Below are 19,958 nucleotides of genomic sequence, written 5' to 3'. Positions count from 1 at the left end.
CCCATGAGATCCCGATTCGCGACCTGTTCCGCGGTTGCCGCCTTGGTGCTCTCGACGTCCGGTCTCCCAGGGCAGGACGGGGCTCCACGGGCCCTCGGCCGCCCGACCCACACGCCAGGCGCAGAGTTCTCAGTCGTTTCCTGGGTGGTCGAACTGCGGCCGGGACAGCTGCTGGTCGGCGATGCGGAGAATCAGCAGATCGCCACGCTCGATCTTGCCACCGGCACCTCGCGGCCTGTCGCCCGGACCGGCGCCGGACCCCGGGAGTATCGAACCGTCGGCGAGTATGTGTTGCCGCGGCGTGAAGGCGGGGCTTTCGTCGTGGACTTTGCACAACGCCGGCTGCTGCCGGTGCTCCAGGATGGGAGCGTCGGCGAGGTGATCGGCTATCCCGCACGATTGCTGCTGCACCACGGCGACGCGAATGGCCGACTCTATGGCGAGATCATGCGGTACAGCGCCGCCCGGGAACTCAGCGACTCCATCTCCGTGGTGCGATGGGATCCGAACTCGGATCGACTCGACACCTTGGTAACCTTCGATGCCGGCCGGTCGGCGATGGTCTCCAGCGGTGGACCGATGCGAGTCTGGCCGCCGACCGCAAGCTGGCTGGTGCAGGCAGACGGGCGCATCGTGGTCGTCGGCAGCGCGCCCTACCAGGTCCGGTCCTGGACGTCCGCACGGTGGAGTGCGCCGGTGGCCCTCCCGTGGCCGAATCGGGCACCGACCAACGCCGAGATTGCCGCGAAGCGGGCCGAGCTGGAGGCGCAGCCGATCCGCGGCATGGGCACCGGCGGCGGGGCCGCGCCAAAGCGACCGGAACGGGTGTTTCCCGCCAGGCTGCCGGCCTTCGAAGCGTTCAGCGATACCCCGGTCCGGGCGGCCCCCGACGGCACCTTCTGGATTCCCCGCCTCGACCCGAGCAACTCGGCCCAGCACTACGACATTGTCGACCTGACGCGGGTGCGAGGGCGGGTCACGCTGCCGAAGGGAAGCGCGGTGGTGGGCTTCGGCGCGGGCGGCCTGTACGTCAGCGAAGTGGATCGCGATGACATCGTGCGAATCCGGCGCTACGCGATGCCGACGTGGCCGTGAGGTCTACCGAAGAACCCGCTCCACATCCACCCGCAGCTCGTACCAGCCATCCTTCTGCCAGTGCAGCACCACCAGCTGATGCGTGCCGGTCGCCGTGAACTCCGCCTCCTTCACGTGCGATTCGCCGGGCACCCAGTCGTCGAGGAGGAGCTTGCCGTCGAGGTAGATGCGAACGGCATCGTCGGCGATCGTGCGGATCCGATATCGCCCTGGCGCGAGGGTGGTCGACGCCTCGGCACGCGTCAGCAGCCAACTCGCGGGAATTCCCTTCGGCGGGCCGTACCAGGTGAAGTCGAGGCGTGTGGTGTCGCGCTGCGCCACGATCCCCTGCAGCGGGGCGGCGGAGGTGGTCGCCGGCGCGTTGCCGGTCGAATCCGTGCGGGCAAAGGTGACGGCCCACTTCACGGGTAGGAGGTAGCGCACCCACGCAAAGCGGACCGGGACACCGGTCGCGCTCCGCACGCCGAAGGGTGAGGTCACGGCGGCTCCGCGATACTCCAACTCGACGCGGTAGTCCCCCTCCCGACCGGCCATCGGCGTCACGACCAGGGTGTCACCCACGCGGCCCGTTTCGGTGGAGAGGGTCGCGACGCCTTCCTTTGCTACCACGCGCCAGCTTCCCGCCGGGCCGAGCACGCGGAGCTTCTGCGGCGTGGCATCGCTGCGACCGACCGGCCAGAGCTTCGGGCTCAGGTAATCGTACGGCCCCCACTCATCGACGATGATCGTCGCGCGACCGCGTCGACCACCGGCGGGAATCAGCGCGTCGCGCCCGCCCGGCAACTTCGGCACGACATACCGCGACGGGATCGGCACCGTCGTTGCCTCGCCCGGGCGCTGCACCATCGACCAACCGGTGGTGTCGCCATTCACACGCAGGAGCGAGTCAACCTTGAGGAAGGCATTGCCGTCGGCCCGGAAGCGCTGGGTGTTCTCGACGCGCATCGCCAGGCGGGTGCCGCTGAAGCTGTTGCCGAGGACGGTATAGTCCTGCGACCTGGTGTCGCGGTACTTCGGGTAACCCCAGTCGCTCGGCTCGATCTTGTTCCACCAGAGGCGGATCGCGGCAGTGTCGCCCTCGAAGCGGTTGCCCACAATCCGGATGTCCTGACCGTGCTCAATGGCGATCGCCTCGACGTTCCGGCGGAAGGTGTTGCCGAGGATCACCGACTGGTACGAGTAGCCGCCCCAAACGCCATGCCAGTTCTCCTCGACGCGATTGCCCACGAAGGCATTGCGCGAGAAAGTCGCCTCGATGCCGTTCGTGGGGGCGTGCGAGAAGTCGTTGGCGTAGAAGAGATTGTCATTCGCCCCGCCCTTCCCCGTGTCCATGGTGGACTGGCCCGCCCAGAGGAAGAGGCCGTCGCCGCCATGGGTCACGGAATTGTGGGCGACGACGTTGAAGCAGCTCTGCTCGTACATCAGGAGGCCGGCCGAGTCCTGGCCGCGATTGTAGAAGCGGTGGGAATAGCCGCGCACGTCGTAGTCGATCCGGTTGTGGAGGATCCGATTGTACGACGAGCGATACATCCCGATGCCGAGGCCGGAGTTGTACGAGAAGTCGTTGTTCCAGATCAGCAGCGAGTCGGTGCGGGTCAGCATCAGCCCGTTCATCCCCTGCCGCATCGTGACGTTGCGGATCTCGCCACCGACCACGCCCTCGAGATAGACGCCGGCGCCGTGGCGCAGCCATTCACGCTTCTCGTTCTGGTGGAACGAGAGCCAGTCGACCAGCGACTCCTTCTCGATGCCGGAATAGAGCCGCGGTTTCTGGTTGTAGGAGAAGTCGCTGTCGTAGAGACGGAGGCCGCGCGTCCCGCGGGCGACGAGGCCGTGCTTGACGCCGCGCACCGTCACCCCGCGCACCGTGACGTCGCTTCCGCCATCGATGAGGATCCCATCTCCGGTGAAGCGATCGGGCTGGCCGGGCATGGTGTCGCCCACCAGCTCCACGCCGCGGAGGTCGAGCGTGACGCCCCGGCCCCGGACGACGATGCCGACCGAGTCGGTGGCCGGAATGCGATACCGCCCCGGCGCGATGCGCGTCGAGGCGGTGATCGTCATCCCCGGCGTGAAGGGGACGGGGCGCTGCGCCGGGAGCACAGCGGGGAGCAGCAGGAGCGGGAGCGAGGCGGATGCGGGGCATCCTCAAGGATAGCGCCGGAGCCGCCGGTACGGGCGCGGCATGCTGCGCCCGTCTCACGCCCTACCCCGCGAAGATGTAATTCGCCCCGAACTCCTGGGCCCGCGCCACGGCGAAGACACCCGACGGCACCACCTGGATGCCCGGGAAGAGCCCCGCGACCCACTCCTTCTTCACGGTGGCGGGGTCGAGCTTCATCGTGGTTGCCGCCTTGGTGCTGTACACTGTGAGCGCCACGTCGCAAGCGCCGACCAGGACGCCTCCCTTGAGCAGCTCGGCGATGCCCAGTCCGGGGATCGGGAGGCCGGTGATGGTGGCGTAGGGATTCTTCTTGAGCGGCACACCATCGGCGATCTTGAACATCTCACTGATGGGATACTTGGCCCAGATGGCATCGGTGAATCCCATGCCGAGTCCGCCGTGGCGCAGGATCACCATGGCCACCGCCTTCTCGCCCGGGTACGTGGCGTCGGTCGTGTTGAGGTAGATCCGCGGCCAGATCGCGGGCATGCCGTCGTTCGGCTCGGTCGCGTCGAAGACGGTCTTGTGCTTGCCGGTGAGCTTGCCGAACCACGCTTCCAACTGCGGATCGACGGCGGTCGAGGTCATGGCGGCAGCGTGCGCGGTCATCGGCAACAGTGAGGCGGCGCCGACGCCGACGGCGGCCGCGGCGACTTGCCCGAGGAAGCCACGACGTGGCGTCCCGGGCGTTGACCCATGGTCCATGGGAACCTCCAGATACAGGGCGAAGGGAACTCGGGGGAACCCCGTCCCGATAACCTACGGCCGGTCCCGAAACGCGAAAGGGGCGACGCTGCCGTCGCCCCCCCCCCCCCCCCCCCCCCCCCCCCCCCCCCCCCGTGCGTAAGGGCGACGCATGCGTCGCCCCTGCGTATGCCCGCTACACGTAGTCCTCAACAGGCGGGCAGGTGCACACCAGGTTCCGGTCGCCATACGCCGAGTCGATCCGCCCGACCGTCGGCCACAACTTCCGCTCACGAAGCGACGCCACCGGGAAGGCGGCCTGCTCGCGGCTGTAGGGCCGGTTCCACTCGTTCGCGGTGACTTCGCTCAGGGTGTGCGGTGACCCCTTGAGCACGTTCACCTCGCGGCTCGCCGTGCCCTGCTCGATCTCGCGGATCTCCTCGCGGATGGCGAGCAACGCGTCGACGAACCGATCGAGTTCGCTCTTCGGCTCCGACTCGGTCGGCTCGATCATCAGCGTGCCGGCCACCGGGAAGGAGACCGTCGGCGGGTGGAAGCCGAAGTCGATGATTCGCTTGGCGATGTCCTCGACCTCGATCGCCGCCGTCGCCTTGAACGGGCGCATGTCGATGATGCATTCGTGTGCCACGAGACCGTTCTTGGCGGCGTAGAGCAGGTCGAACGCCCCCTCGAGCCGCTTGGCGATGTAGTTCGCCGAGAGGATCGCCACCTTCGTCGCGTAGGTGAGCCCTTCCGACCCCATCAGCTGGATGTAGGTCCACGAGATCGGCAGGATGCTGGGGCTGCCCCACGGCCCGGCCGAGATCGTGCCGGCCGGATGCGCATGCCCGAGATCAATCACCGGATGCCCCGGCAGGAACGGCGCCAACTGCGGCGCCACGCCGATCGGGCCCATGCCGGGGCCGCCCCCGCCGTGCGGGATGCAGAAGGTCTTGTGCAGGTTCAGGTGGCAGACGTCGGCACCGATGTCGCCCGGGCGGCAGAGGCCGACCTGTGCGTTCATGTTGGCGCCGTCCATGTACACCTGGCCACCATGCGAGTGAATGACCTCGCAGATTTCCTTGATCGATGACTCGAAGACGCCGTGGGTCGACGGGTAGGTCACCATCAGTGCCGCGAGGTTCGCGGCATGCTCGGCGGCCTTCGCCTTGAGGTCGGCCACATCAATGTTGCCGTGACTGTCGGCCGCCACGACCACGACCTTCATCCCCGCCATCACCGCGCTCGCCGGATTGGTGCCGTGCGCCGAGGTCGGAATGAGGCAGACGTCGCGGTGGTGATCGCCGCGCGCGTGGTGGTAGGCGCGGATGACCATCAACCCGGCGAACTCGCCCTGCGATCCGGCATTCGGCTGCAGCGAGACACGCGCGAAGCCGGTGATCTCGGCGAGCTGCGCCTCGAGCTGCCGGAACATCTCCGTGTACCCCTGCGCCTGCTCGCGCGGTGCGAACGGGTGCAGTGCGCCGAAGCCCGGGAACGACACCGGCATCATCTCGCTGGTGGCGTTGAGCTTCATCGTGCACGAGCCGAGCGGGATCATCGCCGCGGTAAGCGACAAGTCCTTCGCCTCGAGGCCGCGCATGTAGCGCAGCATCTCCGTCTCCGAGCGGTGCCGGTGGAAGACCGGGTGCGTCAGGTAGCCGCTGCTGCGCTTGAGCGTCGCCGGGATGGCTTCATCGGAAACCATCGCCGCGTCGAGCATGAACGGCAGCGCGCCGTCGAGCGCGAAGCAGGAGATCAGGTCGCCGAGGTCGGCGAGCGTCACCGTCTCGTCGAGCGAGACCACCACGCGATGCGTCCCGATCCGGCGCAGGTTGATGCGGCGAGCCGCGGCGGCCTCGATGATCCGATCCTGCTTCCAGCTCTCGACCTTGACCGAGACGGTGTCGAAGAAGTGCTGGTGCTCGACGGCATAGCCCAGGCGATGGAGCGCGTGCGCCAGCAGCAGCGCGCGGCTGTGCACCTGCGTGGCGATCCGGCGGATCCCCTCGGGGCCGTGGTAGACGGCGTACATCGACGCCATCACCGCCAGCAGCACCTGCGCCGTGCAGATGTTGCTGGTCGCCTTGTCGCGACGGATGTGCTGCTCGCGCGTCTGCAGCGCCATGCGGAGCGCCGGTTCGCCGCGGCTGTCCTTCGAGAGGCCGATGATCCGCCCCGGAATGTGGCGCTTGTAGGCGTCGCGCGTGGCGTAGAACGCCGCGTGCGGGCCGCCGTAGCCCATCGGCACACCGAAGCGCTGCGTGTTGCCCACCGCCACGTCGGCGCCCCACTCCCCCGGCGGCGCCAGCAGCGCCAGCGCCAACAGGTCCGTCGCCACGGTCACCAGGGCGCCGGCGGCATGGGCCGCCTCGGCAACGGCGCGGAAGTCGCGCACCAGGCCGTCCGTCGCGGGATACTGCAGCAGACAGCCCACGACTTCGCCCTCACCCCTCGCCCCGAAGGTGAAGGACTCCGGGTTCCCGACGATCACCTTCACACCCCGCGCTTCCGCGCGCGTCTCGACCACGGCAATCGTCTGCGGATGGCAGGCGGCATCGATCAGGAAGATCGGCGTCCCTTCGTGCTTCACCACCGCAATCGTCATCGCCATCGCCTCGGCGGCGGCGGTGCCTTCGTCGAGGAGTGACGCGTTGGCGATCTCCAGGCCGGTCAAATCGCTCACGACCGTCTGGAAGTTCAACAGCGCTTCGAGCCGGCCCTGGGCAATCTCGGCCTGGTACGGCGTGTAGGCGGTGTACCATCCCGGATTCTCGAGGATGTTGCGCTGAATGACCGGCGGCGTGAAGGTGCCGTGGTACCCCATGCCGAGGTACGAGCGGAAGACCTGGTTCCGCTCGGCCAGCTGCTGCGCAGTGGTGAGCACGGCCCGTTCATCGAGGCCCGGGGCCAGCGCGAGCGGGCGGCGGAGGCGAATCGCCTCCGGGACCACATCATCGATAAAGGCGTCGAGGGAGTCGTAGCCGAGCACGCCGAGCATCGCCTGGATCTCGTCGGGGCGTGGCCCGACGTGTCGAGTCGAAAACTCATTCGGGGCGAGACACGACGCGTGCGGCGCAGACTCGCCACCATGGGCGCTGCGGACTTCACGGGGTGCGGATGCGGTCGTCATCAGAGGCTTGCTCTCGTGTTGAAAAAGCGACAGGGCCCGGTCGGGCCCTGTCGAATGCATTCAGGTGTCAGCTCGCGGCGATCATCGTCTGATAATCTGCCGAGTTGCGCAGTCCGAGCACCTCATCGGGATTGCTCGGCTCGATCTTCACCAACCAGCCGGCACCGTAGCAGTCGCTGGCCACCGTCTCGGGCGCATCGCCCAGGGCGTCGTTGACCGCGACGACCTTGCCGGAGACCGGAGCGAAGAGCTCGCTGACGGCCTTGACCGACTCGATCACGCCAAACGGCTTGCCGGCGCTGACGGCGGTCCCGACGGCCGGGAGCTCGACGAAGACGATGTCGCCGATCTGCTCGACGGCAAAGGCGGTGATACCGACGGTGCCATCAGCGGCGAGCCACTCGTGCTCGACAGAATACTTGAGGTTGTCCGGATACTCCACGGCTGACTCCAGGGCTCAGGTCGAACGACGATAGAACGGCAGGGCGATCACTTCGGCAGTCACCCGCTGGCTGCGAACCCCGATCTCGACCGACGTCCCGAGGGCCGCGTTGGCGACGGGGAGGTAGGCCATGGCGATCGCGTAGCCGAGGGTGGGTGAGGCGGTCCCGCTGGTGACGATCCCCACCGGTTCTGCCGCGGCGGGAAGATAGACGGGGTACCCCGTCCGGGCGATGCCGCGTCCGGTCAACTTGAGGGCGACCAGCGTCTTGGTGGGGTGATCCTTGGCGGCGGCCAACGCAGCGCGGCCGACGAAGTCCCCCTCCTTCTCGAACTTGACCACCCGGCCGAGGTTGGCCTCGAACGGGGTGGTGGCGCGGTCCAGCTCCTGGCCGTAGAGCGGCATCCCCGCCTCGAGGCGGAGGGTGTCGCGGGCACCGAGGCCAACCGGCACCAGTCCGGCATCCTTTCCTGCGGCGAGGAGGCCGTCCCAGACGGGAATGGCGTCGTCCCACAGCGTGAAGAGCTCGAAGCCATCCTCGCCGGTGTAGCCGGTCCGGGCCAACAGCACCGGGAGGCCGAACGCTGTCGCCTCGCGGCCGCTGTAATACTTGACCGTGCTCAGGTCGACATCGATGAACGGCTGGAGAATTTCAGCGGCCTTCGGCCCCTGGATCGCCACCAGCGAGGTGCGCATCGAGGCGTCGTCGAGCGAGGCATCGAAGCCGTCGAGCCGCTCCCGGAGCGCCGCCGAGACGACATCCGCATTGGCGCCGTTGGCGACCACCAGGTAGCGCGTCTCGCCGAGGCGGTAGACGATCAGGTCGTCCATCACCGAGCCGTCGGCGGCGCAGATCATCGAGTAGTGGGCCTTGCCGACCGCCAGCTTCGAGGGCTGGGTCACCAGGGCGTAGTCGAGGGCCCGATCGGCCTCGGGTCCCTTGATCCAGAGCTCGCCCATGTGGGAGAGGTCGAAGAGGCCGGCCGCGCTGCGTACCGCCTTGTGCTCCTCGACAAGGCCCTGGTACTGGACAGGCATCTCCCAGCCGGCAAAGGGAACCATGCGGGCACCGAGGGCGATGTGACGGTCGAGCAGTGCAGTCTTGAGCACGGAAACGGTCCAGGAATGGGTCAGAACCCAAAGATAATCGATGATCGATCATCGATGATCGACCATCGACCGTCGATCGTCGATTTTCACCCGAATCACGCCAATCTCTGCATATATAGGTCCTCCCGTCGATATTACCGGGAGCACCCCCCTCCCCACTGGAGTCTTGCCTGATGCGCTCTCGAATCCTGATACCGTTGGTCGGAATGACCCTGCTGGCCCTGCCGCTGAGTGCCCAGGCTGATATCCTCATCGCCGGTCGTGCCGGCTCTCTCGGCCTCGGGATCGAGGTGGCCAAGCTGCTGACCCCCCACATCGGGATTCGTGGCGGGGCGTATCGCTTCTCGCACACGATCAGCCGCAGCGAGTCGGACGTCGACTTCGACGCCGACCTGAAGTTCAAGGGAATGACCGGCCTGGTGGACCTCTACCTCTCGCCGCGAGGGTCGTTCCACTTCACCGGTGGGATCATGAGCGCGCCGGCTGAGGTCAACGCCACCGGGAAGCCGACCGGCGGCACCTACACCTTCGACGGGACCGAGTACACCGCGGCGCAGGTCGGGACGGTGACGGGGACCGGTCGCTGGCCGAAGACGATGCCGTACGCCGGCCTCGGCTGGGGCACGCCGGCCTCCCGGAAGGGCGGCATCACGATGCTGCTCGACCTCGGCGTCGGCATCGGCAAGCCGACCATCGGCCTCAGTGCATCGGCCGCGACCCCGGGCTCGGCGCTGGCGCAGGACGTCGAGGAGGAACGGCTCAAGATCCAGGCGGACGTCAACAAGTACCTGAAGGTGTACCCGGTGATTTCGCTCGGATTGGCGATTCGGTTCTAGCGCGTCTGATACTCGGCGAACCATCGGAGCAGGTAGGTGACGTCACCTTCCCAGCCGATGCGTTCGCCCAGCCGCTGCAGTTCCTTCCCCACCGTGGTGTGATGGATCTCGAGGAGGTTCGCGACCTGCCGCGCGGAGCGTCCGGCGGCCAACTCCGTGAGGACGCCGAGTTGGCGCTCCGTCAACTTGATGTCGAAGGCCGTCGGGTGCCAGGTACCATCGTCGACGCGCGGCACAATCTTGCGTCGTGGCGGCTCCTCGGGGCGGACGCTGGGCGAGAGGTAGAGGCGCCCGGCAAGTACCTCGTCGAGTGCGGTCTTCACCTCGGTGAAGTCCGACGTCTTCACGACGTACCCTGAGGCGCCCGCGTCAATCGCGCCCATCATCAGGCCATAGTCGCGATACGCCGTGAGGATCACGAAGCGCGGCGCCTCCGGAAGCAGCCGCAGCGTCGGCAATTCGTGGAGCGCGCTACGCTCCTTGAAGGCAAGGTCGAGCAGCACCGCATCGGGTGCGGTCTGCCTGATGGCGCCGGCCAGCATCTCCAGCCGCAATACCTTGCCGACGATCTCGAACCACGGCGAGAGCCAGCTGGCGAGTGCGTCGGCCATCGGCTCGAAGTCTTCGGCAATGAGGACCCGAGGAAGCGTCACGACGAGGCCGTTGATGGTACCGGAAACTCCACTCGCACCTCGGTGCCGTGACCGCGGCGCGAGACGATTTCGATCTGGCCGTCGAGCAACTTCACCCTCTCTTCCATTGACGTGAGCCCCAGTCCGTGGCGCGTGGTGACCGTGCCGAGGTCGAAACCCTTTCCGGTGTCGCGCACGACCAGGCGCACGACCCCAGGAGCTGCCGTCAGCGTCAGGGAATGGTGCCTTCCACCGGAATGGTGGATCGCGTTGGCGAGCGCCTCCTGGGCGACACGATAGATGGTCAGCCGATGCCGAGCATCGAGGCCGGCGAACGACCCGCTGAAGGTGGCGTCGATCGTGACGGCGTGGGTACGCGCCTTCGTCTCGATCATCGTCCGCATCGCCGGCTCCAGTCCTTGATAGTCCACCGCCGTCGGGTGCAGGTCGCGCGCGACCAGGCGAATATCGTCGGCAATCTGATCCATTTCGAGCGCCTGCGTCTCGGTGATCCGGCCGTTTTGCAGCCGCAACGCGTGCGTCGCGGTGTTGAGCCGCATGACGAGTTCGTCGTGCAGCTCGCGGGCAATCCGTGCGCGGTCACGATCCTGTGCCGCGATCAGGCGCCCGGCGAAGGAGGAATGGGCGCGCAGCAACCGCCGTTGCTGGATGACGACGGCACTGATGATGGTCCCGATCAGGATGCTGAGGACGAGACTGAGCGTGACGATGACACTCACGCCGCGGCCCTCGTCAGGCGCAAACGGGCCTGCTCCGCGCCCAGGTGAATGGCCACCACCATCAGGACGTAGGAACAGATCGCGAGGAGACCCTTGAGCGTGTAGACCAAGGAATACAGCTCACTCTTGCTGGGTCCGAAGTAGCGCACGGCCACGGCCAGAAAGGGACTCGGCGCCCCCATGATGACGAAGGCGGCCCCGACGAGGAAGGTCCGGTCGACAAACATGTCGCCACGCGCCTTCCTGGCGCGCTGGAGCACCAGGGCCGACCCGACCAGCAGCAACGTCACCCCATGGAGCACCCCGGTGATCTTCGCGAAGCTGCCGAACTTCTCGTACCAGATCGTCAGCCCGGTGATGGTGAGGCCAACCACGGCAGCGGCAACAAAGGCCGCTCGCCGCGCCTTGGCATCAGCAAGGGTGCTCGCGAGCAGGCAGAGTGCCAGCGCCGAGCTGATCGGATACCACACCTGGGCGCTGTATTGGGCGTTCCGAAACTCGATCGTGCCGATCGTGCTGGCCACGCTCGCGATCGCGTCGACGACCAACCAGGCGACGAGCCAGAGAGCGGGGCGATCCATGACGCGGCGGTAACCGACGCCGACGCCCGCGGTGGCGAGAGTGACGCCGACCCCGGCGCTCAGCACGGCGTGGGAGAACGTCACCGGGGCGGGCACTCGATGCTGTGGCGCTCAGCAGGCATGATTCCGGGACTCCGTCGGATGAGGAGGGGCCCCGGAAGCAAACCATGCTGGGTGCGGATCGGGAGGGGTGGTGGATTTGGCCCTACCCGGCGAGCACCTCGCGCTCGAGGCGGGTGTAGCTCGTCTCCATCCCCGTCGTCATCCCGCTGCCGAGGATCATGTCGCGCATCTCCTTGTTCGGGTAGGTGATCACAATGGAGAGCAGCGTTCCCGACGGCGTCGCAACCAGGGTCAGCTCGTTGCGGGTCCCGGGGCCATCCATCCCGATCATCTGCTCGGTGGTGACGGCGCGGTACGGGGGCGACGACTCGAGCAGTTCACCCTCGAAGCCGAAGCGTGCCGATCCGTCGACGGCTTCCCACTCGTAGCGGTAGCGCTCGCCGACGCGGGTGGCGACCTCGCAGACCGGCATCGTCCAGCCGTCGGGACCGAGAAGCCAGCGCTGCATGAGCGCCGGCTCGTGATGCGCGCGCCACACCTGGTCGACCGAGCCGCGGATGACGCGCGAGATCCGTACCGTGGTGTCGGAGAGCAGCTGCGCCTCGGTGCCGCGCGTCGCCGCGAAGGAGGAGAGGTCCGCGAGGACGGCGTCGATCTGGCCCATCGCCGAGCTCATCCCCTCGACCATCCCCATCGCCACGAGCGATTCCATCGCCTCCGTGCTGGTGAAGGTTGTCAGGCACTGGAACCGGGATCCCGTCGGCGTCTCCTGGAAGGAGAAGACCATCTGCATCGTCGGCATGTCCGGGTTCGGGACGTCCTGCTCGTCGGCAAAGCCGTCCTCGAGCTCGATCCGCTTCATCGGCTCGATCGCGAGGTAGCGGAACCAGCCGTGCGCCTTGGTGCCGTCGGGACCGGTCATGTAGTAGTGCGAACGGCCACCCACCGCCATGTCATGCCGCGTGAAGGTGGCGGGCCATTCCACCGGCCCCCAGAAGCGCTCGAGTTGGCGCGGGTCGGCATAGGCCGCCCAGAGGCGCGCGACCGGCACGGGGTAGTCGGCCACGACGGTGAGCGTGCGGGCGGCGGCATCGGAGGTAACAGAGGTGATCGGCATGGCTACTCCGTCGGGGGAAAGGGCTCGGCGAGGATCGCGTCGAGCTGGCTGAAACGAGACGTCCAGAGCTGTTCGAGCTGGCTGAGCAACGCCCGAGCGCGGGCGAGTTCCTTCGGGTTGCCGCGCACCAGCTTCTCGCGGCCCTGGCTGCGCTTGGTTACCAGTCCCGCACCGGCCAGGACGGCGACGTGCTTCTGCACCGCAGCGAACGACATCGCATATCGCGCCGCAAGCGTGGAGACCGAGGCCTCCTCGCCACCGAGGACGCGGGCGACGATATCGCGCCGGGTACGGTCGCCGAGCGCCCGGAAGAGGCGATCGAGGTGGTCATCGGCGAGCCGGGAGCGGCTGGGGAGACGTGCAACCATATGGTTGTAGGTTAAGGCGCGGAGCGGGTGGGCGCAAGGGGGGGCGATGATCGATGATCGATGATCGATGATCGATGATCGATCACCATCCAGGCGTTGTCATCCCGAGCGCAGCGAGGGACCTGCGTGCTCGCGCATGGGTGAAGACCCTCTTCAGTTCTTCCGCGTCAGCTTGAAGACCAGGATCCGTTGCGAGCCGTCTGCATCCTCGGCGATCGCGACGATGTGGTTACGCCCGACCGCGTGAACATCGAGATCGCCGGGGAGGCGGAGCGGCTGGAACGGACGACCGAGCGAATCGATGCCCTCGAGGACCGTGACAGCGTCACCCGTCGGTGACGTCACCGCCCACACCGCACCGGTCGGATCGGCGACGAGGGCGCGGAAGGCAGGCATGGCGGCGGGTGCCGGGATCTTTTCCAGGATCTCCCGCGGACGCACCCGATCTTCCGGGCGGCTGAGCATCCGAAGCCACCGCTCGATTTCGGCCTGGTACTGCGCGGCTGTCGGGGCACGTCCGGCGGTACCCAGCGGATGGCGAGTGCGCGCGGAGTCACCGGGTCGCCAGCTCTCGACGAAGCCGGAGTCGCCCCGCCCGACATACACGGTGCCGTTGGCCGACGCGATCCACCCCTGCTGCCCCATCGGGCGGTTGCGATAGAGCGGAATGGTGTCGAGCACACGGTCTGGGGCGTCGAAGCCGACCAGCGTAACGGTGCCCTGATAGAGCGGCGATTGCTCGCTTGGCATCTCGGTGCTGCCGATGATGTCGAGACGCAGGACTTGCCCGGTCACATCGCACGCCATCATGCTCCCGCGGCTCTTGAAGGGGTGCTGCCGTACGAACTGGCCCTGGCTGTCGAAGAGCGATATGCGGGCCGTGGCGGGATCAATGACGAACAGGGTGTCGGGCCGACACTCACCCAACCACATCGGGAACTGGAACTCGCCAGGGCCCTCCCCTCGGCGCCCGATCTCCCGGAGCGATTTCCCGTCAGCCCCGAAGACGCGGATGGTCTGGCTCGATTCGTCGAGGATCGCCAGTTCTCCGTTGGCCAGTCTCGCGACGAACTTGGTCGACCCGAAGTTCACCGAGTCGTTCGCGCCGATCGACGGCAATACCAGCGACGGCACCGTGTCGACGGTGACGGTCGTGGGGCTCATGCCGTTGGTGCCTGGGTCGGCGGGCTTGCTACACGCTGCGACGAGCAGCATCAGCGCGCCGAGTTGGCAATTGCGATGTGTGGCCACGGTCATCATGCTACTTCCCCTCCGCCATCACTGGCGTCCAGACGCACTTGCCCAGGTCGAACCGCACCCGCTGCAGCTCCGAGCGAACGCCCCCCGCGTCGTCGACGAGTCGGCTCAGCGTCATCACGGTGTCGCCACTGAAGAGCAGCCGCGACATCTCCCGCGTGGTGAACGGCACCGGCTGGTCGACGCAGGCGGTCTGGAGATCGGCGGCGTAGATCGTCGCCCACCACCGCATCGACGTCAGCTCGACCTTCCACCCCCGCCCCGGTCGTACCCCCTCGATTTCTCGCGGGGTTTGAGTTCCCTCCACGTCGAGGTGCATCAGCAGCACCTTGCCGTCGGGCAACCGATGGATTCCCATCGCCATCGACGCGGGGACGACAAACCGCTTCTCCTCGCTCGCCCGCGCCAGCTGTTCCTTGGCATCTGCGGGTTCACCGCGCCGTGCTCGTCGCGGCAGCGGCACGGTGCCGACGATCGCTCCAGCGCTGTCGTAGCGTACCAGTGTTACCTCTCCGGGGATCAGCGCGAGCCACCCCTCGCCATCGCGGATGGCTGAGGGTTCGCCGGAGCTCATCGACGCGACCATGGCGTTCTTGCGGAAAGTGGTCGGCTCACCCCAGAGGCCCACAGAGTCCGTCGTCATGTTCCAGCGCATGAAGACAGGAACACCGAGCGAGATCGGAATCAGCGCCATGCTACCATCGAATCGCCACTGCTGGCCGGTCACCTGCATCGGAGGAATCGCGATCTCGCGCCGGAAGGCGCCGTCCACGACGCCGAAGAGCAACAGCCTCGCGCGCGCGGCATCGACGACCGCGAAGAGGGAGTCGCCGGGGAGGACGGCGCCGCTCGCCAGGGCACGGAACTCTCCCGGTCCCTCGCCGGCCACGCCGAAGAGGCGCCGCTGGCTTCCATCCAGAGCGTACTGCGCGATCCCGGCCTTGTAATCAATCCGGAAGAGCTCGCCGCTCGACGTCCGCGCGGTCATCGGCGGATAGGCGCCGAACTCGCCCTGCTCGGTGACCTTGAGCGGAATCGGCGGGAGGAGGACGGCGGCAGTGGGCTGCTCAGTCGACGGGCTGCCGCCACAGGCCGTCATGGCGAGCAGGGCAACCACGGACACGAATCGCATGAGTCGTCTCGGAGGCGAGAGAGGAGTGCGATTCGAATGTCGGGCAAGGAAATGGCGCTGGCGTGGCAGGGAGATGACAGTTCGGTGACACCGAACCCTGAGCTCGTGCCTGGCTCCCCAGACCTCAGGCCGGGATTCGCCGTCTACCTCGGCCCCCGCTCTTCCAACTGCTCAAGTCTTGGCTGCTCGCGCGCCGCAAAGCGAAAGGAGGCCGAGAGCAGGATCCCGAAAAGGGCCAGCGATGCAACCAGGATCAGGGCCGCGACCCGATCGCGGGGCCGCCACTTCGAAAGCGGTGGTGCAAACGCGAGTACTCCCAGTCCGGCGCCGAGCACCACCATCACGTCGAAGGAGGCGCGCTGCCAATACGCCCCGCCGAGGTGAAGCCACATCCCGAACTCGTCAAAGGTCAGCGCCAGACCCACCCCGTACAGGATCCCGGCGATGTTGCGTTGGGCAGGGCTCCGGCGATCGAAGAGGAGATAGCCGCCCACGCCCGCGAGCAGGAAAATTCCGTAGTTCAGGTGATGGACGTGGTTTCCGCCGACATGCAGGTAAAGGTCGGGGATCCGCCGCGCCATGATCAGGAAGACGAGGATGCGGCTTGCGATGAAGGTGAGCACGAACGCGAAGAAGAGGTGCCGGGCGAGGGCACGTCGTGAGTGCGCGTGGTCGCTGGCGTCGCTCGGCACGGTCACGCTGCGGTGCGCCCCATCCGTCCGACGTACACCTCCGTCATCATCCACGGCCACCAGACCGCCGCGCTCGTGAAGATCGCATCAAGCTCGTCAACATCGGAAGGTGCTCGGGATGCCCGGCCGCAGGAACGTACGACGACGAAAGCAGTCGCCCGCGGATGCCGTCGAGGTCCAGCTCCTGCCGATGGTCGAGCGTCCGTTTCACGAAATGGCGCCCGCCGTAGAAGGCCTCGAGCGCAGACGCGGTGATCTTCGTGTGCGCCACCTCCCGATAGTCCGTGCCGAAGCGGAGCAGCAGCGCCTCGAACGCGTGCAGGAACGGAGTTGACTCGGTACGGCGCGTGTTCCAGAGCAACACGGCCCACCCACCGGGCTTGAGAATCCGCTGCACCTCAGCCCGCGCCGCCGGCACATCGAACCAGTGGAAGGCTTGGGCGGCGACGACGTGGTCGATCGACGCGTCGGCGAGCGTCGTCGCCTCGGCGCGTCCATGCACGCTGTGGAAGTTCGGATAGTGGTGCAGGAGTCGCTCGGCCGCATGACGCATCGCATCGTTCGGCTCGACGGCGTGCACGACATTGCCGTGCCGGAGGAACATCTCGGCCGAAATCCCCGTGCCGGAGCCGAGATCGGCGACGATGGAGTGCACGGTGAGCCCGGCCTCGTCCTCCAGGATCCGGAGGACGCCGGCTGGATAGTCGGGGCGATAGCGGACGTAGTGGTCGACGCGATCGGAGAAGCGCGCAGTCGGGTCCAGTGCGGCGCCGGATTCGTGACCTTCCGGACCCGGGGACATGGAAGCTCAGCCCCCGCGCTTGGGCCGGATAAGAAATCCCCTCGAGTCGTAGTTCTTCGCCTCGAAGCCGAACGACTGGGTGACCTGCACCCGGACCGGGACGCCCGAGCGGCAGCCGGGCCAAAAGCGTGAGCCGAGCACCGTCGCGCGCGCCGGTGCGATGAACGCCGAGTCGCTGACCGTCATCACCACCACGTTGCTGCTGTCGATCCTGCCATCGGCGTTGACGACGTAGGCCAGCGTCACGCCACCCTTCCCGCCGGCTTCGCGGAGGGCCGTCGGCATTTCCAGCCTCCGAAAGCTCCGAAGCTGGGGACCAGGTGATGCCTCGTCGGCGTCGTAGATGGTGGAGTCGGCAGTCGGTGCGCCCGTGCACCCCTGCGAAGGCGCCGGCCGCACGTCGATCTGCTGGGCGGCGACGCCGAGGAGCGGGATGGCGCTCAGCACCATCCAGCAGGTGGTGACACTTGAACGGCTCATCGGGTTTCCGGCGACCGAGGAGAAACGTCACTCGTATCGCGCGGCTTCAGGAACACCGTCACGATCGCTTGGCCGATCCAGGTCGACCCGAAGAGAAACATCGCGTTCGAGCCCCAGCGGAGCTCGCCGAAGAAGGCGAGGATGGCGAGGTAGAACAATCCCATTTGGAGGAGCCGCTGGACGGCCGGATGCTGCAGCGTCATGGTCAACCACGGTTGGAGGGGTCCCTCTCAAGCTACATCGAGGAGGTCCAGAGTGGGGCGCTGGCAGCCGACCGTCACTACGGCACGGTGACGATCAGCCGCTGCTGGCGGCTGACCGAACCGCTCGACGCCTCGACCGTCACCTTCAGCTCGTATTGCCCGCCCCGGAGCTCTGCCAGGCCCAAGCGCCGCACTGCCGAGATCGGTCCGTCGCCGACCACCTCGCGGAATGATGCCGAGATGCGATCACTCCCGCGCCCCGGTGCGAGCGAGCGGATCTCGATCTTGGTCCGCAAGGTGTCACCGGCGCGCGCACCGTACAGTTCGTAGTAGATCACCGCCTCTTCGGTCCGCGGCCAGGTGCCGAGCGTATTGACCAGGAAGCTCCCGCCGGTGGGGGTCCGCCACGGCACGCCCCCGACACGGCCAATCACAATGTCGCTCATCGTCAGCCGGTCTGCCGGGCCAATGGTGAGCTCCGGCAGGAGCGCATACGATCCGGTCGTGTCGACCCCCTGCGTCAGCTTCACGGCGACGCGCCAGGACCCGGGCGTGAGCGGGAGCTCGAGCAACTGGTTCACGAAACTTCCGGAGAAATCGGTGTCGCGGCTCAGGAAGTGGAGGAGCGAGTCGAGTGCCACGAATCGGCCGCTGCTCCGCTCGTACGCGGTCACGCGGATCTGCACCGGCTGGTCGCGTCGACCGTCGCCGACCGGCGTGCTCTCGAGGTGGTCGCGCGGGATCGCGAGCGCGACCAACGCCTTTCCCGTCGCCGCGTCCTGCCCGAGGCCGTAGACCGCAATCGCCGACGGCCAGGGGTCGTACATCGGCGGCGAATCGCTGTCGGTGGCGATGCCGAGCTCCGCGTCGACCCGCTGCTGGCGTACCGCGGCGCCGAAGACGTCGTCGCAGGTGATGGCGCGTGGATTTCCCGCCGTCGGCCGCTCCCGCAACCGGGCGTCTGCGCGCGCCCACTCCTCCGAAAGCCCGACGCGCAGCTGCCAATCGGCCGCGAAACTCCGACCGATCGCATCGGTGAGCGGGAGGTAACTCATCAGCGTGGTGGCGGCGTGGTAGCCGAGTGCCTGGCTGCCGCGGAAGGAGAAGGTGCGCCACCGTCCTTCCAGCCAATACACCCAACTTTCGTTGAAGCGCATCGACTCCGCCATCACCTCCGCACGCAACGCTGGCGCCAGGTTCGTCCCGCGCCGGTTGATCATCATCTGGATCGTCGTGTCGGTATCGGCTGCTGGCCTGCCGTGGACGCGACGCACCGGCAGCCCGTGCCGCAGCACGATCAATCCGCGGTGGTCGAGGATCGGCTCGTCACTGCGCGTGTCGCCGGTCAGGCTTGGCTGCAATCGCGCGAGGTCCTCCTGCAGTCGGCGGCCTGCGTTGTTGAGGCAGAGGTCGAGCTCCTCAAAGAGGTGCTCGACCCGGCCGAACTGTGCCCTGCGCCACGGGAGCGGGACGTGATAGTCACGGAAGGCGTCGTTCCAACGCAGGAGCTGCTCTTGCAGTCGTTCGCCGGGGAGGTTGGCCGCGAGCGCATCGCGCTCGAGCCAGAAGCGCCCCAGCCAGGCCCGTACCGAGTCGGTCGGCACCTGATCGAACGGGGCCAGGGTATCGGGGTGGACGAACCAGGCGAGATCGGTGCGATACGCTTCGCGCCCGGCCGGCGTGAGTGCCGTCATTCCCTCCCAGTACGCCGCCTCGCCATCCGCCACCCGACCAAGGGCCGCAAGGGTCCGCGCCCGCTCCAGGCCCAGGACGCCGCGGTCGCCGCCATTCGCGCGGGCGGCGTCGAAACGGGCCAGTGCGGCCGGCATCGCTCCCGTGGCGCGAAGTCGTCGTGCTTCCACGATCATCAGGTCGGCGTTCGACGGCTCGCGCAGCATCAAGGTGCGCAGGACCGTCAACTCATCGGGGCGAAGGGTGCGATCGCCAAGCGCGAGGAGCGCGTCGGTCGCGAGGCGCGCGGCGGGGGCAAATGCCGGATGCGCGTCGATCAATGGTACGAGCAGATGCCAGAAGGTCGCGACGTTCGATTCGCCCTCGGGCTGCGCGAGGTTGCTCCGGATCGGCGCACGAAGCACGCTCAGGTCATGGAAGCCGCGCGCGAGGAAGTACGCCGGCCACGGCGACTCCCGCTGCGCGGTGCGCTCGATCACGAGCACGCGGATGCCGGCCTCGACGGTGTTCGCGTTGCCCGTCACGACGCCGCGCCGGAGCTGCCACCAGCCGCGGGCCAGCGAGCGCTGCCCGCCATTCCAAACCTGAGTGTTGGCGCGCAGTGCGTCGAGTGCCGCGCCGGATGGTGCCGACGCAACCGAATCGGCCCACGCAGCGAAGTCGTTTCCGGCCGGGCCGCCCTGCGCGTGCGCGTGCGCCACGGGAGGCGTCATGAGCAGAGCAGCGAGAACCAGG

The 19,958-nt window shown here is 67.5% G+C and carries 18 protein-coding genes and 1 pseudogene; 2 read left to right on the top strand and 17 right to left on the bottom strand.

Annotated elements, in window-relative coordinates:
- Positions 1 to 3 precede the first annotated feature (3 nt).
- Positions 4 to 1,095, top strand: coding sequence for a hypothetical protein (locus IPP98_10995; GenBank protein MBL0179635.1), 1,092 nt, complete (start codon positions 4 to 6; stop codon positions 1,093 to 1,095).
- Positions 1,096 to 1,098: 3 nt separating this feature from the next.
- Here the strand turns inward: IPP98_10995 and IPP98_10990 are convergent, their stop codons facing one another.
- From IPP98_10990 to gcvT, 5 genes are all read right to left on the bottom strand, one after another.
- Positions 1,099 to 3,198, bottom strand: coding sequence for a right-handed parallel beta-helix repeat-containing protein (locus IPP98_10990; GenBank protein ID MBL0179634.1), 2,100 nt, complete (start codon positions 3,196 to 3,198; stop codon positions 1,099 to 1,101).
- Positions 3,199 to 3,301: 103 nt separating this feature from the next.
- Positions 3,302 to 3,964 carry a hypothetical protein gene (locus IPP98_10985; protein ID MBL0179633.1) on the bottom strand — a complete coding sequence of 221 codons (663 nt, stop codon included), beginning with the start codon at positions 3,962 to 3,964 and terminating at the stop codon, positions 3,302 to 3,304.
- 175 nt (positions 3,965 to 4,139) lie between these two features.
- Positions 4,140 to 7,076 carry an aminomethyl-transferring glycine dehydrogenase gene (gcvP, locus tag IPP98_10980; GenBank protein MBL0179632.1) on the bottom strand — a complete coding sequence of 979 codons (2,937 nt, stop codon included), beginning with the start codon at positions 7,074 to 7,076 and terminating at the stop codon, positions 4,140 to 4,142.
- A gap of 67 nt (positions 7,077 to 7,143) precedes the next feature.
- On the bottom strand, positions 7,144 to 7,518 hold the full coding sequence (gene gcvH, locus IPP98_10975) for a glycine cleavage system protein GcvH (GenBank protein MBL0179631.1): 375 nt from the start codon (positions 7,516 to 7,518) through the stop codon (positions 7,144 to 7,146).
- 15 nt (positions 7,519 to 7,533) lie between these two features.
- Positions 7,534 to 8,628, bottom strand: coding sequence for a glycine cleavage system aminomethyltransferase GcvT (gene gcvT, locus IPP98_10970; GenBank protein MBL0179630.1), 1,095 nt, complete (start codon positions 8,626 to 8,628; stop codon positions 7,534 to 7,536).
- 173 nt (positions 8,629 to 8,801) lie between these two features.
- Here gcvT and IPP98_10965 point away from each other — a divergent pair, with 173 nt between their 5' ends.
- Complete coding sequence (locus IPP98_10965; GenBank protein ID MBL0179629.1) at positions 8,802 to 9,464, top strand: hypothetical protein; 663 nt, start codon at positions 8,802 to 8,804, stop codon at positions 9,462 to 9,464.
- Here IPP98_10965 and IPP98_10960 read toward each other — a convergent pair.
- The 12 genes and pseudogenes from IPP98_10960 to IPP98_10905 form a co-directional block, all read right to left on the bottom strand.
- On the bottom strand, positions 9,461 to 10,117 hold the full coding sequence (locus tag IPP98_10960) for a response regulator transcription factor (GenBank protein MBL0179628.1): 657 nt from the start codon (positions 10,115 to 10,117) through the stop codon (positions 9,461 to 9,463). The two genes, IPP98_10965 and IPP98_10960, sit on opposite strands and share 4 nt — an antisense overlap.
- Positions 10,114 to 10,836 (bottom strand): hypothetical protein, encoded by a 723-nt coding sequence (locus IPP98_10955; GenBank protein MBL0179627.1) that lies wholly within the window; start codon positions 10,834 to 10,836, stop codon positions 10,114 to 10,116. The genes IPP98_10960 and IPP98_10955 overlap by 4 nt, the downstream gene beginning before the upstream one ends.
- A complete protein-coding gene (locus IPP98_10950; GenBank protein MBL0179626.1) occupies positions 10,833 to 11,501 on the bottom strand; it encodes a hypothetical protein in 669 nt (222 codons plus the stop codon). Before IPP98_10950 ends, IPP98_10955 begins: the two co-directional genes overlap by 4 nt.
- Positions 11,502 to 11,622: 121 nt before the next feature.
- Entirely contained in the window at positions 11,623 to 12,597 is a 975-nt protein-coding gene (locus IPP98_10945; GenBank protein ID MBL0179625.1) for an SRPBCC domain-containing protein, read from the bottom strand.
- Positions 12,598 to 12,599: 2 nt separating this feature from the next.
- The gene (locus tag IPP98_10940; protein MBL0179624.1) at positions 12,600 to 12,965 is read right to left on the bottom strand and encodes a helix-turn-helix transcriptional regulator; all 366 of its coding nucleotides are present in this window, start codon (positions 12,963 to 12,965) and stop codon (positions 12,600 to 12,602) included.
- A gap of 153 nt (positions 12,966 to 13,118) precedes the next feature.
- Positions 13,119 to 14,216, bottom strand: a complete 1,098-nt coding sequence (locus IPP98_10935; GenBank protein ID MBL0179623.1) for a hypothetical protein — start codon at positions 14,214 to 14,216, stop codon at positions 13,119 to 13,121.
- A gap of 10 nt (positions 14,217 to 14,226) precedes the next feature.
- On the bottom strand, positions 14,227 to 15,354 hold the full coding sequence (locus IPP98_10930; protein MBL0179622.1) for a hypothetical protein: 1,128 nt from the start codon (positions 15,352 to 15,354) through the stop codon (positions 14,227 to 14,229).
- 143 nt (positions 15,355 to 15,497) lie between these two features.
- Complete coding sequence (locus IPP98_10925) at positions 15,498 to 16,046, bottom strand: hypothetical protein (protein MBL0179621.1); 549 nt, start codon at positions 16,044 to 16,046, stop codon at positions 15,498 to 15,500.
- Between the two features lie 87 nt (positions 16,047 to 16,133).
- A pseudogene (locus tag IPP98_10920) lies at positions 16,134 to 16,848 on the bottom strand (class I SAM-dependent methyltransferase).
- 6 nt (positions 16,849 to 16,854) lie between these two features.
- Entirely contained in the window at positions 16,855 to 17,328 is a 474-nt protein-coding gene (locus IPP98_10915) for an energy transducer TonB (GenBank protein ID MBL0179620.1), read from the bottom strand.
- Positions 17,325 to 17,531 carry a hypothetical protein gene (locus IPP98_10910; protein ID MBL0179619.1) on the bottom strand — a complete coding sequence of 69 codons (207 nt, stop codon included), beginning with the start codon at positions 17,529 to 17,531 and terminating at the stop codon, positions 17,325 to 17,327. The genes IPP98_10915 and IPP98_10910 overlap by 4 nt, the downstream gene beginning before the upstream one ends.
- 77 nt (positions 17,532 to 17,608) lie before the next feature.
- A complete protein-coding gene (locus IPP98_10905) occupies positions 17,609 to 19,936 on the bottom strand; it encodes a hypothetical protein (protein ID MBL0179618.1) in 2,328 nt (775 codons plus the stop codon).
- Positions 19,937 to 19,958 lie beyond the last annotated feature (22 nt).

Source organism: Gemmatimonadota bacterium, from assembly GCA_016720805.1.
In the GTDB taxonomy this organism is placed as follows: Bacteria; Gemmatimonadota; Gemmatimonadetes; order Gemmatimonadales; family GWC2-71-9; genus Palsa-1233.
Note: the sequence above shows the minus strand (reverse complement) of the source record. Positions and strands in the feature narration are given on the sequence as shown.

Excerpts from the sequence above, each read along its gene's own strand:
- IPP98_10995 (MBL0179635.1), top strand. The coding sequence starts at position 4 with ATGAGATCCCGATTCGCGACCTGTTCCGCGGTTGCCGCCTTGGTGCTC.
- IPP98_10985 (MBL0179633.1), bottom strand. The coding sequence starts at position 3,964 with ATGGACCATGGGTCAACGCCCGGGACGCCACGTCGTGGCTTCCTCGGG.
- gcvP (MBL0179632.1), bottom strand. The coding sequence starts at position 7,076 with ATGACGACCGCATCCGCACCCCGTGAAGTCCGCAGCGCCCATGGTGGC.
- IPP98_10965 (MBL0179629.1), top strand. The coding sequence starts at position 8,802 with ATGCGCTCTCGAATCCTGATACCGTTGGTCGGAATGACCCTGCTGGCC.
- IPP98_10945 (MBL0179625.1), bottom strand. The coding sequence starts at position 12,597 with ATGCCGATCACCTCTGTTACCTCCGATGCCGCCGCCCGCACGCTCACC.
- IPP98_10940 (MBL0179624.1), bottom strand. The coding sequence starts at position 12,965 with ATGGTTGCACGTCTCCCCAGCCGCTCCCGGCTCGCCGATGACCACCTC.
- IPP98_10930 (MBL0179622.1), bottom strand. The coding sequence starts at position 15,354 with ATGCGATTCGTGTCCGTGGTTGCCCTGCTCGCCATGACGGCCTGTGGC.
- IPP98_10915 (MBL0179620.1), bottom strand. The coding sequence starts at position 17,328 with ATGAGCCGTTCAAGTGTCACCACCTGCTGGATGGTGCTGAGCGCCATC.
- IPP98_10910 (MBL0179619.1), bottom strand. The coding sequence starts at position 17,531 with ATGACGCTGCAGCATCCGGCCGTCCAGCGGCTCCTCCAAATGGGATTG.
- IPP98_10905 (MBL0179618.1), bottom strand. The coding sequence starts at position 19,936 with ATGACGCCTCCCGTGGCGCACGCGCACGCGCAGGGCGGCCCGGCCGGA.